Annotated in this window: 14 protein-coding genes and 2 pseudogenes; 7 read left to right on the top strand and 9 right to left on the bottom strand. The window is 62.3% G+C overall.

Annotated features, from left to right (window positions below):
- Nucleotides 1-60 precede the first annotated feature (60 nt).
- Nucleotides 61-732 carry a GntR family transcriptional regulator gene (locus tag NKI47_RS21920; RefSeq protein WP_352593622.1) on the top strand — a complete coding sequence of 224 codons (672 nt, stop codon included), beginning with the start codon at nt 61-63 and terminating at the stop codon, nt 730-732.
- 196 nt (nt 733-928) lie between these two features.
- On the top strand, nt 929-1,921 hold the full coding sequence (gene dusA / locus NKI47_RS21915; RefSeq protein ID WP_352568656.1) for a tRNA dihydrouridine(20/20a) synthase DusA: 993 nt from the start codon (nt 929-931) through the stop codon (nt 1,919-1,921).
- A gap of 8 nt (nt 1,922-1,929) precedes the next feature.
- On the opposite strand, the gene NKI47_RS21910 is transcribed toward dusA, so the two are convergent.
- Nucleotides 1,930-2,634: a TIGR02281 family clan AA aspartic protease gene (locus NKI47_RS21910; protein WP_023674999.1), complete on the bottom strand. Its 705-nt coding sequence runs from the start codon at nt 2,632-2,634 to the stop codon at nt 1,930-1,932.
- A 13-nt stretch (nt 2,635-2,647) separates the two neighbouring features.
- On the bottom strand, nt 2,648-2,881 hold the full coding sequence (locus NKI47_RS21905; RefSeq protein WP_031193575.1) for a DUF1289 domain-containing protein: 234 nt from the start codon (nt 2,879-2,881) through the stop codon (nt 2,648-2,650).
- 197 nt (nt 2,882-3,078) lie between these two features.
- On the opposite strand from NKI47_RS21905, the gene NKI47_RS21900 reads away from it, so the two are divergent.
- Nucleotides 3,079-4,077, top strand: coding sequence for a nicotinate-nucleotide--dimethylbenzimidazole phosphoribosyltransferase (locus NKI47_RS21900; protein WP_023675001.1), 999 nt, complete (start codon nt 3,079-3,081; stop codon nt 4,075-4,077).
- Nucleotides 4,078-4,081: 4 nt separating this feature from the next.
- Here the strand turns inward: NKI47_RS21900 and NKI47_RS21895 are convergent, their stop codons facing one another.
- Nucleotides 4,082-5,596 carry a sensor histidine kinase gene (locus NKI47_RS21895; protein WP_352593619.1) on the bottom strand — a complete coding sequence of 505 codons (1,515 nt, stop codon included), beginning with the start codon at nt 5,594-5,596 and terminating at the stop codon, nt 4,082-4,084.
- A gap of 75 nt (nt 5,597-5,671) precedes the next feature.
- Here NKI47_RS21895 and NKI47_RS21890 point away from each other — a divergent pair, with 75 nt between their 5' ends.
- The 4 genes and pseudogenes from NKI47_RS21890 (at nt 5,672) to NKI47_RS21875 (ending at nt 8,273) form a co-directional block, all read left to right on the top strand.
- Entirely contained in the window at nt 5,672-6,295 is a 624-nt protein-coding gene (locus tag NKI47_RS21890) for a thermonuclease family protein (protein ID WP_352593617.1), read from the top strand.
- A gap of 42 nt (nt 6,296-6,337) precedes the next feature.
- On the top strand, nt 6,338-6,949 hold the full coding sequence (locus NKI47_RS21885; RefSeq protein ID WP_352593614.1) for a glutathione S-transferase: 612 nt from the start codon (nt 6,338-6,340) through the stop codon (nt 6,947-6,949).
- Nucleotides 6,889-7,580: pseudogene (locus tag NKI47_RS21880) on the top strand (uracil-DNA glycosylase family protein). Before NKI47_RS21885 ends, NKI47_RS21880 begins: the two are co-directional and overlap by 61 nt.
- A gap of 201 nt (nt 7,581-7,781) precedes the next feature.
- Nucleotides 7,782-8,273 carry an Lrp/AsnC family transcriptional regulator gene (locus NKI47_RS21875; RefSeq protein WP_352593611.1) on the top strand — a complete coding sequence of 164 codons (492 nt, stop codon included), beginning with the start codon at nt 7,782-7,784 and terminating at the stop codon, nt 8,271-8,273.
- Nucleotides 8,274-8,284: 11 nt separating this feature from the next.
- Here NKI47_RS21875 and NKI47_RS21870 read toward each other — a convergent pair whose 3' ends face one another.
- The 6 genes and pseudogenes from NKI47_RS21870 to NKI47_RS21845 form a co-directional block, all read right to left on the bottom strand.
- Nucleotides 8,285-8,857 carry a DUF3299 domain-containing protein gene (locus tag NKI47_RS21870; RefSeq protein WP_352593608.1) on the bottom strand — a complete coding sequence of 191 codons (573 nt, stop codon included), beginning with the start codon at nt 8,855-8,857 and terminating at the stop codon, nt 8,285-8,287.
- 62 nt (nt 8,858-8,919) lie between these two features.
- On the bottom strand, nt 8,920-9,501 hold the full coding sequence (locus NKI47_RS21865) for a GNAT family N-acetyltransferase (RefSeq protein ID WP_352593605.1): 582 nt from the start codon (nt 9,499-9,501) through the stop codon (nt 8,920-8,922).
- A complete protein-coding gene (locus NKI47_RS21860; RefSeq protein WP_352593602.1) occupies nt 9,461-10,081 on the bottom strand; it encodes a DNA alkylation repair protein in 621 nt (206 codons plus the stop codon). The genes NKI47_RS21865 and NKI47_RS21860 overlap by 41 nt, the downstream gene beginning before the upstream one ends.
- A gap of 93 nt (nt 10,082-10,174) precedes the next feature.
- Nucleotides 10,175-11,050 (bottom strand): annotated as a pseudogene (locus tag NKI47_RS21855) (NAD(P)-dependent oxidoreductase); the annotation flags it as partial.
- Nucleotides 11,051-11,108: 58 nt separating this feature from the next.
- A complete protein-coding gene (locus NKI47_RS21850) occupies nt 11,109-11,936 on the bottom strand; it encodes an ABC transporter permease (protein ID WP_352593599.1) in 828 nt (275 codons plus the stop codon).
- Nucleotides 11,933-12,646: an ABC transporter permease gene (locus NKI47_RS21845; protein WP_023675013.1), complete on the bottom strand. Its 714-nt coding sequence runs from the start codon at nt 12,644-12,646 to the stop codon at nt 11,933-11,935. The genes NKI47_RS21850 and NKI47_RS21845 overlap by 4 nt, the downstream gene beginning before the upstream one ends.
- Nucleotides 12,647-12,667: the final 21 nt, after the last annotated feature.

Raw genomic sequence — 12,667 nt, 5'->3', positions numbered from 1 at the left:
GAAGCCTTGTCAATCGGCTATGGAATCTGTTTTGTGGCCGGATCGGGGTAGGGAGAGAAAATGTCAGGCGATACGCTGCGGATCGACCGCTCTGCCAAGACGCTGAGGACGCTGGCGCTGGAGCGCATGCGTGAAGCGATCATGGGCTTCTATTTCCAGCCTGGTGAAAGGCTGGTCGAGCGGCCGCTATGCGATCAGCTCGGGGTGAGCCGTTCCGTCGTGCGCGAGGTCCTGCGGCAGCTGGAGGCGGAAGGCCTGGTGCAGATGATACCGGGCCACGGACCCGCCGTGGCCAAGCCGGATCTCGGCCGCACCGACGAAATCTATGAATTGCGGGCGCTGCTCGAGGGCATCGCGGCGCGGGCTTGCGCCCTAACGGCCACGGACGCGCAGATCGCTTTGCTCGATGCCGCCTTGAGGAACCTGCTTGAGGCGTGGGCGTCCGGTGCGCCTGTCGAGGTGATGCGGGCAACGACCAAGTTCTACGAAACGCTGTTCGAGGCGGCGGACAAGCGCATTGCCTGGGAAATCGTGACGGGGCTGAATGTCCGCATCAACCAGCTCCGCTCAATGACGATCGCGTCGGAGAACCGCCGCGAGCCGGCGATCGCCGAAATGACCGAAATCATGGATGCAATCCGGTCGCGCAAGCCGGACGAGGCGGAGGCGGCGGCGCGGCGGCATGTCGAATCCGCGTGGCAGATCGCCCGCAACACGCTTCGCCTTGGCTGACTGGTATGCCGCCGGCGGTCCATCGTTCCACGGCAGGCATCTAACTGGTGCGTACAGTGACATGTGTGACATGCCAATTTGCTTTCAGTTGCGGCGGCAAAATCGTATATCGGGTCAGTTAGGTGTGCATCTCTTGCCAAATTGCTCTGTCATTCGAACGGAGTATCGGACGGACTGAGACAGAAAAAATAGTAAAATGAATATGTTACGCCACAAAGTTGCCGTGGCGCCGATGATGGATTGGACGGACCGGCACTGCCGGTTCTTCCATCGCCAGCTGACGCGCGAGGCGCTGCTCTATACCGAGATGGTGGTGGCCGATGCGGTCATCCACGGCGCACGCGAGCGGCTGCTCGGCTTCGACGACAGCGAACATCCGGTTGCGCTGCAACTCGGCGGCGCCGATCCGGGAAAGCTGGCCGAGGCGGCGCGCATCGGCGAAACCTTCGGCTATGATGAAATCAACCTCAATGTCGGCTGCCCGTCCGACCGCGTCCAGTCGGGCACCTTCGGCGCCTGCCTGATGAAGACGCCCGTGCTCGTCGCGGATTGCGTCGCGGCAATGAAGGCGGCGGTGAAAATACCGGTTACCGTCAAGTGCCGCATCGGCGTCGATGAGCAGGATCCGGAACCGGCACTCGATGCGTTGGCCGATGCTGTTTTCGCGGCCGGCGCCGACGCGCTGTGGGTGCACGCCCGCAAGGCCTGGCTGGAAGGACTGAGCCCAAAGGAAAATCGTGACATCCCACCGCTCGACTATGACCGCGTCTATCGGCTGAAAGCCAGAAAACAAAACAAATTCATCGGCATCAACGGTGGCATTCAATATCTCGCAGAGGCGCTGACGCATCTCGACCATGTCGATGGCGCCATGCTCGGCCGCGCCGCCTATCACACGCCAGGGATACTGACCGGCATCGATGCCGCGTTTTACGGCAGCACAGCTGAGTCGTTCGATTTTGCCGCACTGATCGATGCCATGGCGGATTACGCGTCACGCCATATCGAGCAGGGCGGACGGCTCGGGCATGTCACCCGGCACATGGTCGGGCTGTTTCACGGCCTGCCCGGTGCACGCCGCTATCGGCAGATCCTGTCCACCGAGGCGACAAAGCCCGGTGCCGGACCGGAGGTGATCAAGACGGCTTTCGCAGAGGTCGATTTCGGCCGGACCGCAGAGGCGGCCTGAGGAAAAACTTAATCCCGCAAAATCATGCGATCGCCGCGTACGTCGAAACCCGATAGCGAGCCGATGAAATTCATACCGAGAAGGCTCTGGCCGAGCGTGCCTGGTGCGGCGATCATGATGGGCATGTCCTTGCGCACGATGCCGCCGATCGACAGTTCGTCGGTTCGCACCGCCGCCGCGCGTGTCATGCCGTTGGCGGTAGAGATCGGTATGGTGAAGCGGAGAGCCGCCGAATTGAACCCGACCGCCAGCGCGTCCTCGGCGGTCAGAACGGTGCTGGTCGCGCCGGTATCGACAACCGTCAGGATCGGCGTGCCGTTGATCGTGACGCGCGCTTCGAAATGGCCGCTGCCGGCCTTGTCCAGGGTGACTGTGGCATGGCCTTCTTCCACGCCCAGCGCCAGCGGACTGCCGGGAACAAGGCCGGCGGTGACGCGGCTGGCGAAATCCTGCAACTCATAGCGGTACTGATAGCCGGCGATCAGCGCCAGCACGATGGCACCCCAGGCGCCGAGGCTGCGGGCCATGGTGCCCAACGGCCTGCCCGATCTGACCAGGCCGGCGCCGACGAGTGCCGCTAAGGCGCCAAGCCAGATCAACTGGCTGAAATCGTAATTCTCGATGCCGAACGTACTGCCGGCGGAATCGTTGAGCATGAGCAGGAGCACACCCGCCCCGATCGCGACGATCAGAATCCACAACAGTCGGTTCATCTCTGCGGCCGGTTCACGAGAGGGCGTCGCGTTCGCGTGCCATGCGGCTGCGACGGGTTTCCCGGCGGGGGCGTCGCTCGACCGTTTCCAGCCTTGCCGGCAGCTCGGCCATGACGCTGCGGCGGGTTTGCGGGGTCATGTCGATCCAGGCGGCGATTTCCTCGCGCGTGCGCCCGCAACCGAAACAGAAGCCGGTTTTCATGTCGATCGAGCAGACCAGGATGCACGGGGATTCAATGGCCGTCATAAGGATTTCCTTGGCTAGCCTCCACATGGTGCAACGACAAAGTCAATGCAAGCCCTCCGGGAAGCGCCGCCAACGAATGCTTTCGCGTCAATACCGCCAAGTTGTACCAGGCCTGGAGGTTGTGCCGGCTTGAGGTTGTGCCGGCTGGCCAAGGCGGCTATGCCGCTCACCAATCCACACGGACGATTGCCATCGACATGACCAGCGCGCTGCCTTTCGACGATTTTCGCGACCTCCTGGTGAGCCTGCCGCCGGGAGATATGGCGGCCAAGGCCCGCGTGCGCCAGTTGTTTGCCAAGGCAGACAAGCCCAAAGGCTCGCTTGGCCGCATCGAGGACATCGCCGCCTGGCTTGCCGGGTGGAGCGGCCGCGCGCCGCCGGCGGTGACGCGGCCATTGGTGGCGATCTTTGCCGGCAATCATGGCGTCACCCGCCACGGCATTTCGCCGCGCCCCGCCGCCGCCACGGCAAATGCAGTCGAGCTCTGCGCCGCCGGCGGTGCAGCGATCAACCAGATCTGCATCGCCAACGATCTCGGCTTGAAGGTGTTCGATCTGGCCCTGCACATTCCGACAGCCGACATTACGGAGGATGCGGCACTGGACGAGCGCGGTTGTGCCGCTACCATGGCCTTCGGCATGGAAGCGATTGCCGGCGGTACCGACCTGCTTTGCCTTGGCGACCTCGGCGTCGGCAATTCGACTGTCGCCGCGGCCCTTTGCACGGCACTGTTCGGCGGCACCAGCGCCGACTGGGTCGGCCCTGGATCAGGGGCGGACGCGGCGATGCAGAGGCGCAAGGCGGAGGTGGTCGATGCCGCGGTCGCGTTTCACGGCGCGAGCCTCAAGGACCCGCTGGAAGCGCTGCGCCGGGTCGGCGGGCGGGAATTCGCCGCGATCTGCGGCGCCATTCTGGCGGCGCGGATGCAGAAGATCCCGGTGCTGCTCGATGGGTTTGCGGTGACTGCGGCCGCTGGTGTCCTACATACCGCCAACCCCGCCGCGCTCGATCATTGTCTCCTCGCAAGCCTGTCGCCAGAGTCTGGTCATGCCAAGGCCGCCGAGCGCCTCGGCCTTCGCCCGCTGCTCGATCTGGGCGTCAGTCAAGGCGAGGGGGTAGGGGCGGCGCTTGCCGCCGGCCTGGTCAAGGCGGCCGCGCTGACCAGCTCCGGCATGGCAGCCGCGGTCCGCGGTTAAGCATTCAGCGCCGGCGCGAGGCAACCGCCTTGGTCGGCAGCGCCGGCAGTTCCTCCATCACCCGGCTCAGCGGGAAGATGGCGATCGCCTCGGTGCCTTCGCGCAGCCTGGAATGGAGCTGGAATTCGCCGCCATGCATGGCCAGCAGGCCTTGCACGATCGGCAGGCCAAGCCCGGTGCCCTGTTCGGCGCTCTTGATGGCGATCGAGCCCTGGCCGAAGGCCGAAAGCACGATCGGAATCTCGTCTTCCGGTATGCCCGGCCCATTGTCCTTGACGGAGAGATATTGCCCGCCGCCCGCCGTCCAGCCGACGCGCACGCGGATTTCGCCGCCGGTGGCGGTGAACTTGATGGCATTGGACAACAGGTTGAGCGCAATCTGCCGCACCGCGCGTTCGTCGGCGAACAAGCGCGGCAAGGCGTTTTCGAAATCCTGGACGATGCGGATGTCCTTGTTGCGCGCCTTCAGCTCCATCATGTGGCAGCAATCCTCGACGACGGAGAGCAGCATCATCGGCTCCTCGTTGAGCTGGTAGCGGCCCGCTTCGATGCGCGACAAATCGAGAATTTCGTTGATCAGGTCGAGCAGATGCTGTCCGGAGTCGTGCACGTCACGGGCATAGTCGCGATAGGTCGGGTTGCTCATCGGGCCGAGCACCTCGTTGGCCATCACTTCGGAAAAGCCGAGAATGGCGTTGAGCGGCGTGCGCAGTTCGTGGCTCATCGAGGCCAGGAAACGCGATTTCGCCAGATTGGCGTCTTCCGCCCGCCGCCGTGCCTCGTCCGACATCGATTTCGCCGTCTCCAGTTCGGCGATCAGCGCATCCTTTTCGGAGCGGAACGACAGCAGCATCAGCGAGGAACGGTTGAGCTGGCGCGCTACATAGGCGAAGAAAGGCAACGAGGCGATCAGCAAGCCTGCCATGATCACTTCGACCGGCATCCATAATTTCGCACTGGCATAAGCATAGATGGCGACCGGGAGGGCGAAGGTCGCCAACAGCGCACCGCGCAGGGACGAGGCCAGGATCGCGGTTGCCGACATGGCGAGCAGCAGCACCACCGCCTTGGCGACCTGGAACTGATCCATTTGGCAAGTTTCGCAGCGGAGCCATGCGAACCAAGCCCAGCCAAGCCCGCACAGAAAATGGCCGATCAGGAAATCCCTATGCGTTTCCAGCGGGTTGAGTTCGGACGCTTGAGTGACGCGTCTGGCCATGAATGCAACGATGGTATAGCAGATGAATGTGAACAGCGCCCAGACGCCGATCTCCTTGCCGATGCCCGCGAGCAAGCCTGCCGCGGCCGTTGTCAGAACGAGCAGCGGAATGACGATCACGCCGCCGGTCATCGAAAGCGCGTGGAGCTTCAACAGCTCGCGGTCGAAGTCGGGATTTCCGGCTTGTTGCGAAAGACGGTCGCGCGTCTTGCGCACCGCGCGCGCGACATCGCTGTTGCGATGGCGTTTCCTGCGGTCCACAATAAACTTGTCCGCCGTGGTCGAGCGTTGCAGGGGCATGAAGTCTTCAATTTACGCGGGCAGCAATTTCAAATCGTTAAGCTACGTTCGAATGATTAACCAACGGTTTGCCATATGAGCCGTTCGTGGTCGCGATGGCCGCGCCAGCGATACTATGCGCCACGTCCGCGAAGCCTGTGGCGCCGACTAATGGACTATGGGCTGACACTCATCGTGCTCGGCCTGCTGATCCTCCTGGCGGCGCGCCTCGACCGGATCGAGACGCGCCAGACGGAGGGCGCGGCCACCGTCAATGACGGCGATAGCATCACGCTCGGCAGCGAGCGCATCCGCATGCGTGGCATCGACGCGCCGGAATATTCGCAGATCTGCCGCAAGGACGGTGCCGACTATCCTTGCGGCAAGCTCGCGCGGCAGTCCCTGGTGCGGTTGATCGCCGGCAAAGCCGTCTCCTGCAGCGGCTGGCAGCGCGACCGCTACGGCAGGCTGCTCGGCGACTGCAAGGCCGGCGGCAAGGATCTCAACCGCGCACAGGTCGAGGCCGGCTGGGCGGTCGCCTTTGGCGATTTCGAGACCGAGGAAGCTGCTGCGCGCGCGGGCAAAGCCGGCATCTGGGCCGGAACTTTCGACGAGCCGAAGAACTGGCGCGAGAGCCACGGCCACGAGCTGGTCGAAAGAAAGCACAGCACCTTGGCGTCGATCGGCGACGCCTTGCGGGAAATTTTTCGCTTCTGGTGAGCTGTGCCTATAATTCGTCGGGATGGACGAGGAAGGATAGAGATGAAGCTGTTCGATGGCGGGCGCGCGCCCAATCCACGGCGGGTTCGGGTTTTCCTGGCCGAGAAGGGACTCCGGGTTCCGCTGGTGCCCATAGACATGGGAGCATTGGAGCACAGAGAACAGCCGGTCAGCTCGCGCAATCCGCTGAAGCGTCTGCCGGTGCTCGAGCTCGACGATGGCACCATCATTACCGAGTCCGTTGCCATCTGCCGTTACTTCGAGGAATTGCATCCCGAGCCGGCTTTGTTCGGGCGTGGCGCGCTCGGCAAGGCAATTGTCGAGATGTGGCAAAGGCGTGTGGAGTTCAATCTGTTCGGCTGCGTCGCCGCGGCGTTCCGGCATATCCACCCCGCGATGAGGGAATGGGAGATCCCGCAAATCCCCGAATGGGGCGAGGCTAACAAGCCGAAGGCGATCGATTTCCTGAAATTCCTCGATGCTGAGCTCGCCAGCAGGGAATTCGTCGCCGGCGATGCGTATTCGATCGCCGACATCACCGGGCTGGTCGCCATCGACTTCATGAAGCCGGCTCGCATCAAGGTACCTGAAGAGTGCACCAACGTGCTGCGCTGGCATCAGGCAATCTCGAGCCGTCCGAGTGCCGCCGCCTGACAATGAATTCCGAATGAGCGAAGAGTTGGAAGCCTTGACGGCGCGGGTACGCGCCTGCCGCATCTGCGTTGATAAGCCGGCAGGCAGGCCGTTGCCGCACCAGCCGCATCCGGTGCTCAGGCCATCTTCGAGCGCCCGCATCCTGATCGCCAGCCAGGCGCCGGGTACCAAGGTCCACGTCTCAGGCATGCCGTTCACCGACGCCTCCGGCGACCGGCTGCGGAGCTGGCTGGGCGTCGGCAGCGAGGAATTTTACGACACGGACAAATTCGCCATCGTGCCGATGGGCTTTTGCTTTCCCGGTCAGGACGCCAAGGGCGCCGACCTGCCGCCGCGCCGCGAATGTGCGCCGGCATGGCGCACATCGCTGATGGCGCTGATGCCGCAAGTCGATATGGTGCTGACGATCGGCATCTACGCGCAAAGCTGGCATATGGGCGCGGCGCGCCGTCCCTCGCTGACGGAAACGGTCATGGATTGGCGTGCCATCTGGGCGGCGGCAACCGACCCGAAAGTCCTGCCGCTGCCGCACCCGTCCTGGCGCAACACCGGCTGGCTGAAGCGCAATCCATGGTTTGAAATGGATTTGCTGCCCTTTCTGAGATCGGAAATCCGCTATCGCCTCGGCTAGGCATTCAGCAAGAAATCACTCGCTTTCGCACTATGCGGCAGAATTTCTTTCTTGTAATAGGCTCGAGCAAGAGGGATTATGGTAATCCATTCCTCGAAGCGCGCCGCGCATGAGGGGACGCGCGTTAAATTCTTGTTTTTATGCATGTCGTTGTGCCAAGGCCGCTGCGCACTTGGACGACTTGCATCAGGGGAGCACCCAATGGACCGCCTTGATAGAAAAATTCTCCGCCTCCTGCAGGAGGATGCGACGCTTGCAGTCGCCGACGTCGCCAAGAAGGTCGGCCTGTCGACGACGCCGTGCTGGCGGCGCATCCAGAAGCTCGAGGAAGAGGGCGTCATCAAGCGGCGCGTCGCCATCCTCGATCATGAAAAGGTCAATGTGCGGGTCACGGTGTTCGTCTCGATCCGCACCAATTCGCACAGCCATGAATGGCTGCGGCGCTTTTCGGAGGTCATCCAGGAATTCCCGGAAGTGGTCGAATTCTACCGCATGAGCGGTGACGTCGACTATCTCCTGCGCGTCGTGGTGCCCGATATCGCCGCCTATGATGCCTTCTACAAGCGGCTGATCGCCAAGATCGAGATCCGCGACGTGTCGTCTTCCTTCGCCATGGAGCAGATCAAATACACGACCGAGATGCCGCTGGATTACATTATGCTCGACAAGGAGTCCGGCGCCAACGCCGCCTGAGATTCTTCGGCTTAGTTCTTCTTTTTGTTGAGGAAACTCCAGGGCGAGTTGACCGGCAGCGTGATCGTGTCCGGCACGGTGTCGACATTGACCACCTCGGCCTTGCGCACGGTGTAGCCCGACTGGATGACGCTGATGCCGTCAAGGATGAAAAGCTGGCTCTTCTCCATGCCCGGCCGTAATGCGCCGGTCACCGAAACCGGCTGGTAGGCCTCGGACATCCTGTAAGGGTGTGCAGGCGTGACGAGGACGATCTGGTTGGGCGGCGGCGTCGGCATGTGGCTGCAGGCTCCCGTCCACGGCACCAGCAGGAATTGGTAGATGAGATCACCATCGCGGTCGACTGGCAGCGCATAGCCTGCGAGTTGCACGGTCTTGTCCTGCAAGTTGAGTGAGAGCGTCTCGCCATGATCCGGCATTTTGGCCGCGATCATTGGCAGTCCGACGCTTTCGGCGGCTGCCTGGGTCGCCGGGCGCAGATCCTTCCAGAAAATATGCATGGTTCCGGCGGAAGCGCTTGCCGCGATCGCGGACGCCAACAAGGCAGTTGCCATGATCGTGCCTGATTTAAAACGGTTGCTCATCGCTGCTCCGCCGTTGAGCCTTGATCTGCGGACATCAAGTAAAGCTGCCGCTGCCTCACAGGTCAACGTTCAAGCCGCATCACATGCCGGCGCGAGCCGGTCATGCCGATCTCGCGAAAGCCGCGGGCGGCGAACATGTCGCGAAAACCCATGAAGCTGTAGCTCGGCGAAGCCTGGTCGACGGGATAGGCTTCGATCGTCCTGGCGCCTTTGGCAAAGGCGTGATCGATGGCCGCGTTGAGCAATGCGCTTGCCAGCCCGCCGCCGCGCAGCGCTTTCGGTACATAGAAGCAGACGATCGACCAGATGCCCATCTCGCTATCGTCCTGCTGCCGCGACAGCCTGCGATAGGTCTCGCGCGGCGCAATCGAGCACCAGCCGACGGTCCGGCCATCGATCTGGGCGACAATGCCGACCGGCGTGCCGGCGTCGATCAGCGTCATCATCGCGCGTTTCTTCTCGTCGTTCTCGACATGCTCGCGGCGGTCGAGATTGCGCCAAGCCATACACCAGCAGTATTTCGGCCCGCCGGATTGCTCGAACAGGTTTTCGAAATCGGCGCGCGTCGATTGCGTCACCTCCGTGAAGCGCACTTCGCTCAGGTCAAGCTTTTCTGGCGGCGAGCCGCTCGAGCGTCTTGGCATCGGAAAGTTCCTTCACGGCGCCCTTGCCGATCCAGCGTGCGGTCCTGTCTGTCGAGGCCGCCAGTTTTAGCGCCACGGCAAGGGCAGGGCCGTGCAAATTCATCGATCGCTTGCCGATCGAACGAAGCGCCCAGTTCACGGCCTTCTTCACAAAATTGCGGCCGTCGGTCGCATGCGCCTCGATGATCGACAGGAATTCGAGGAAGGTCGTCTCGGGTTCCTTCTTCCGGTGGACTACCGACCAGGCCATCATCGCAAAAGCCGTGCGTCGAACGAATTCCCGTTCGTCGACCGCGAATTCGGCGATCAATTCCTTCCAGCAATCCGTATCGACAAAGAGATCGGAGACCCCGTCGACGATATCCCAGGAATCGAAAGTCGCCGCCCATCGTCTTGCATCCGCGGCGGAGAACCGCTCCGGATCGGCTGTCACGGAAGCGATGAACTGCGCCTCCATGATGCCTGTCTGCCAAAGCTCGAAGGCACGTTCATGGTTGCGCTTGATTTTCTTGGCAATCTGCCGCTGCACGCCATGCGAGATACCGAGCGCACGTTCGATCTTGATGCCGTAGCGCAGCATGCCAAGTCGATTTTCCTCCGAGGCGATCGAGCGCAGATGAGCGACGATTTCATCGGCGCTGGATTGAGGCGAAAGCTCGGCCGCGGTGAAATCCTATTTCTCCAGCCGCGCCAGCAGCGAGGACGTGTCCCAGCGCTTGCCGCCCATCGCCTGCACGTCCTTGTAGAACTGGTCGACAAGTGCCGTCACCGGCAGTTTGGCGCCGTTGCGGTCGCCCTCGGCGAGGCAGATGCCAAGATCCTTGCGCATCCAGTCGACGGCGAAGCCGAAATCATATTTGCCGGCATTCATCGTCTTGTGGCGGTTCTCCATCTGCCAGGAACCGGCGGCGCCCTTGGAGATAACCTCGATTACCTTTTCGATGTCGAGCCCAGCCTTCTTGCCGAAATGGATGCCCTCCGCCAGGCCCTGAACGAGGCCGGCGATGCAGATCTGGTTGATCATCTTGGTGAGTTGGCCAGCCCCGGCCGATCCCATCAATCCGACCATGCGGGCATAAGCATCTATGACTGGCTTGGCCCTGTCGAAGGCGTCGGGCTCGCCGCCGACCATCACGGTCAGCATGCCGTTCTCGGCGCCTGCCTGACCGCCGGAGACCGGGGCGTCGAGGAACGCAAACCCGCGCGCTTGCGACTGCTGCGCCAGTTCGCGCGCGACCTCCGCCGATGCCGTGGTGTTGTCGATGAAGATGGCGCCTTTCTTCATGGAATTGAAGGCGCCTTCGGCACCGGTCGTCACCGAGCGCAGATCGTGGTCATTGCCGACGCAGGAAAAGACGAAGTCCTTGCCCGCGGCCGCCTCTGCTGGTGTCGCGGCGAAGCTGCCGCCATGCTGGGCAACCCACTGCTCGGCCTTGGCCCTGGTGCGGTTGTAGACGGTGACGTCGTGACCGCCCTTGTTCTTGAGATGTCCGGCCATCGGATAACCCATGACGCCAAGACCAAGAAATGCCACCGAAGCCATGTTTTCGAATCCCTTGGAAGCCTGCTTTGCGGTCTTCTTACCGGATCAGGCAAGGCGATGGGAGTCAGCGGTGTAGATGGATGGTGATGCGCCGTTCGGTCCACTCGACGCCGTGGCGCAATGTTTCCACGATGATCAGATAGATGATCGCCGCCCAGATATACGACTGAAAGTCGAAGGTGCGCGCATAGGTGAGCCGGGTGATGCCCATCAAATCGTAGACCGTGATGATGGCGACGATTGCCGAGCCCTTGATCATCAGGATGATCTCGTTGCCATACGGGCGCAACGCGACGATCAGCGCCTGCGGCAGGATGATCTTCCACATCGTCTGCAGTTTGTGCAGGCCGAGCGAGGCGGCACCTTCCCACTGTCCCCTCGGCACGCTCTCGATTGCGCCACGCAAAATCTCGGCCTGGTACGCGGCCGTATTCAGCGAAAAGGCGAAGATCGCGCAGTTGAACGCTTCGCGGAAGAAGCCCCACAGTCCGACCATCTCGAGCTCCGGCCGGAAGGAGCCGACCCCATAGTAGACCAGGAAGGTCTGCGCCAACAGCGGCGTGCCGCGAAAGAAATAGACATAGGCATAGGCGAACCCCGAAAGGATCGGGTTCTTCGACATGCGTGCATAGGCGATCGGCACCGACAGGATCGCGCCAAGCACAATCGAGATGGCAACCAGCAACAGGGTGATGCCGAGGCCGGATATGTAGCCGGGTGCATATTTCTGGAAGAACTCCGGGTTCCACGCAGCGATCAGGTAGACGACCATGCCAATGCCGAGAGCGATCCACAGGCCGACCAGGACATGGCCGAGGATGCGTTGACGCGACCAGCCGCGTGCGGGCGGCGGCGGCCGGTCGACCTTCAGCGTGTCGGTGGCCAGGCTCATCTCTTGACCTCGCTGCCGCCGACCGCTCGTTCGATCGCATTGATGCCGAAGGAGGAGACGATCGCCAGCAGGAGATAGATCAGGCCGGCAAAACCGTAAAACAGGAAGGCATGCTTGGTGACGCGAGCGGCAACCCCGCTCTGCCGGAGGATCTCGTTGAGGCCGACGGCCGAGACGAGCGCGGTGTCCTTGAGCAGGATAAGCCAGAGATTGGCAAGTCCGGGCAACGCGATGCGGATCAACTGCGGCAGCACGATCAGCCGCATCGTCTGGCCGCTGGACAGGCCAACCGAATAGCCTCCCTCATATTGCCCTTTTGGAATGGCGCGGAAGGCGGATAAAAACACCTCGCTGGAATAAGAGGAAAAAATGAAGCAGAGCGCGATCATGCCGGCGACGAAGCTGTTGACGTCGGCGGACGTTCCGGGGCTCACCAGCCGGACAATGTACTGCAGGATCAATGGGATGCCGAAGAAGATCAGAAACAGCGTGAGCAGCTCGGGTATTCCGCGAAAAATCGTGGTGTAGATGTTCCCGGCCAGTCTCAGCGACGGCTCTTCCGACTGTTTGGCCAGCGCCACGAAAAAGCCGAGCGTCAGCCCGAAGGGCAGAGTGGCCAGCGCAAGACATACTGTGACAAACACACCCGCGGCGATGTCGTCGAGCCAGCCTTCGGGTCCCCAACTGAGAAGCGTCAGTGCGCTCTGCATCCGCCTGCCTGTTCTCCTTGA

It is taken from the genome of Mesorhizobium sp. M0633 (assembly GCF_040320645.1).
In the GTDB taxonomy this organism is placed as follows: Bacteria; Pseudomonadota; Alphaproteobacteria; order Rhizobiales; family Rhizobiaceae; genus Mesorhizobium.
The sequence above is the reverse complement of the archived record's forward strand: the minus strand, read 5'-3'. Positions and strand labels throughout refer to the sequence as shown.

What these genes read in the sequence shown, in the direction of transcription:
- NKI47_RS21910 (WP_023674999.1), bottom strand. Translation starts at nt 2,634, where the DNA reads ATGAACCGACTGTTGTGGATTCTGATCGTCGCGATCGGGGCGGGTGTG.
- NKI47_RS21890 (WP_352593617.1), top strand. Translation starts at nt 5,672, where the DNA reads ATGAGCCGTTCGTGGTCGCGATGGCCGCGCCAGCGATACTATGCGCCA.
- NKI47_RS21920 (WP_352593622.1), top strand. Translation starts at nt 61, where the DNA reads ATGTCAGGCGATACGCTGCGGATCGACCGCTCTGCCAAGACGCTGAGG.
- NKI47_RS21895 (WP_352593619.1), bottom strand. Translation starts at nt 5,596, where the DNA reads ATGCCCCTGCAACGCTCGACCACGGCGGACAAGTTTATTGTGGACCGC.
- NKI47_RS21870 (WP_352593608.1), bottom strand. Translation starts at nt 8,857, where the DNA reads ATGAGCAACCGTTTTAAATCAGGCACGATCATGGCAACTGCCTTGTTG.
- NKI47_RS21865 (WP_352593605.1), bottom strand. Translation starts at nt 9,501, where the DNA reads ATGCCAAGACGCTCGAGCGGCTCGCCGCCAGAAAAGCTTGACCTGAGC.
- NKI47_RS21850 (WP_352593599.1), bottom strand. Translation starts at nt 11,936, where the DNA reads ATGAGCCTGGCCACCGACACGCTGAAGGTCGACCGGCCGCCGCCGCCC.
- NKI47_RS21875 (WP_352593611.1), top strand. Translation starts at nt 7,782, where the DNA reads ATGGACCGCCTTGATAGAAAAATTCTCCGCCTCCTGCAGGAGGATGCG.
- NKI47_RS21900 (WP_023675001.1), top strand. Translation starts at nt 3,079, where the DNA reads ATGACCAGCGCGCTGCCTTTCGACGATTTTCGCGACCTCCTGGTGAGC.
- NKI47_RS21845 (WP_023675013.1), bottom strand. Translation starts at nt 12,646, where the DNA reads ATGCAGAGCGCACTGACGCTTCTCAGTTGGGGACCCGAAGGCTGGCTC.
- NKI47_RS21860 (WP_352593602.1), bottom strand. Translation starts at nt 10,081, where the DNA reads ATGCTGCGCTACGGCATCAAGATCGAACGTGCGCTCGGTATCTCGCAT.
- dusA (WP_352568656.1), top strand. Translation starts at nt 929, where the DNA reads ATGAATATGTTACGCCACAAAGTTGCCGTGGCGCCGATGATGGATTGG.
- NKI47_RS21885 (WP_352593614.1), top strand. Translation starts at nt 6,338, where the DNA reads ATGAAGCTGTTCGATGGCGGGCGCGCGCCCAATCCACGGCGGGTTCGG.
- NKI47_RS21905 (WP_031193575.1), bottom strand. Translation starts at nt 2,881, where the DNA reads ATGACGGCCATTGAATCCCCGTGCATCCTGGTCTGCTCGATCGACATG.